The sequence below is a fragment of the Nocardia fusca NBRC 14340 genome, from assembly GCF_001618425.1.
GTDB classification, from domain to species: domain Bacteria; phylum Actinomycetota; class Actinomycetes; order Mycobacteriales; family Mycobacteriaceae; genus Nocardia; species Nocardia fusca.
On record NZ_BDCU01000100.1, the window covers coordinates 1 to 946 of the forward strand.

A 946-nucleotide genomic window follows, 5' to 3' on the forward strand; every position below is an offset into this window, starting at 1 on the left:
GGGAGCATTCCCGGCGGTACGCGCCGCATACGCGGTCATCAGGTCCAGGGTCAGCGGTCCCACCGAGGCGCCGTCGGCCGCGATATGGTGCACCGCCATCGCCAGCACGAATTCGCCGGCGGCATCGGAAACCTCGCCGGTACCGTCCGCACCGGCCACCTGCAACAACTCGACCCGCAACGGCACCTCGGCCGTCACATCGAAACCGGCCGAGAGCAACTCGCTGATCCGGGCCACCGGATCAGCGGTAGCGACGAGCGTGAGACCACCGGCGATCACCTGCGCGGTGGGAAGCACATCCTGGTACGGCACCCCACCCGGACCCACCGGATAGCGTGTCCGCAAGGTTTCGTGGCGGTCCACCACATCGGCAACCGCCTGCCGCAGAGCGGGGATATCGAGATCACCGGACAGGCGGACGGCGACCGGAATGTTGTACGCGGCCGAGTCCGTATCGAACTGGTTCAGGAACCACATACGCTGCTGTGCCAAGGACAACGGCACCCGCTCCGGCCGCGGCTGCGCCACCAGCGGCGTCCGCCCACCGGACCCGGCGTGCTGCTCCACCCGCACCGCCAAACCGGCCACCGTGGACGCCTCGAACAACATCCGCACCGGCACCGTGGCATTCAGCGCCTTGCCCAACCGCGCCGCAACCTGCGTCGCGATCAGCGAATTACCACCGAGGGCGAAGAAATCGTCATCGGCGCCGACCCGGTCCACACCGAGCACCTCGGCGAACGTATTCGCCACGATCTCCTCGATCGGAGTCGACGGCGCCCGGAACTCCTGCACCTCGAACACCGGCTCCGGCAGAGCTCGCCGATCCAACTTCCCGTTGGCATTCAACGGCAGCGCATCCAGCTCCACGAACACCGACGGCACCATGTACGACGGCAACCGCCGCCCGAGCTCGGACTGGATCCGCCCCGTATCCAACCCGGCC

1 protein-coding gene is annotated in these 946 nt (G+C 67.9%); it reads right to left on the reverse strand.

The features are described from left to right. On the reverse strand, positions 1 to 946 hold a 946-nt coding region (locus NF4_RS36010), incomplete at both ends, for a condensation domain-containing protein (protein ID WP_232330813.1).